Below are 668 nucleotides of genomic sequence, written 5' to 3' on the forward strand. Positions count from 1 at the left end.
TGATGCTTCTAGATCAGACAAGGCTTTTCATGAATTAGCACATCTAGGCTGACAATTCGCAGCTCATGTCTGGTTCGACACTGATATCATCATAATTAATAGCTTTTACGATAAATTTTGAATTTGTAATTCATTAAAGTAGGATTTAAGATTAAAAGTATATTAAATAAAAATATCAGTTTCAAAAAACATAGAAAAACATATTTATATATTTATAATTTTAAGTGTAACATTTTCATTAAAATTTATCGCCTAAGAGTTATACCCTAATGACATAAATAAAAACGGGACTAAATAATCATAATGATATAACCTATATGCAATATTTTTCATGAAACAACTTAAATGCGCCAATACGCTAAAAATGTTCATCAGAGGTTATTTAAGAACATCAATAGAAGATCATTCTCTGATCGAGAAAAAGAGATGCCGAAGCAATTTATTCAGGAGCACAGCCAGAAAATCGGAGGCACAAAAACTCGATAGACCGGAGCCAGGACGATAACTGAAGGACAGTCATAGAAATGATATTTTACTAGGAGAACAACAAATAGACTGCTTGACTCGACTCAGTAAGCACGGACTAAATAACGCTACAAAAAAGATTGAACAACATGAACTGCGAATTGTCCGCCTAGATGTGCCCATTTCATGGTAAGCCTTGTCTG

1 pseudogene is annotated in these 668 nt (G+C 32.8%); it reads left to right on the top strand.

Features of this window, described 5'->3' with window-relative positions:
* Positions 1 to 364: 364 nt before the first annotated feature.
* A pseudogene (locus tag CICURV3402_RS07035) lies at positions 365 to 655 on the top strand (recombinase family protein); the annotation flags it as partial.
* Positions 656 to 668 lie beyond the last annotated feature (13 nt).

It is taken from the genome of Candidatus Williamhamiltonella defendens, from assembly GCF_900699045.1.
Lineage (GTDB): Bacteria > Pseudomonadota > Gammaproteobacteria > Enterobacterales > Enterobacteriaceae > Hamiltonella > Hamiltonella defensa_A.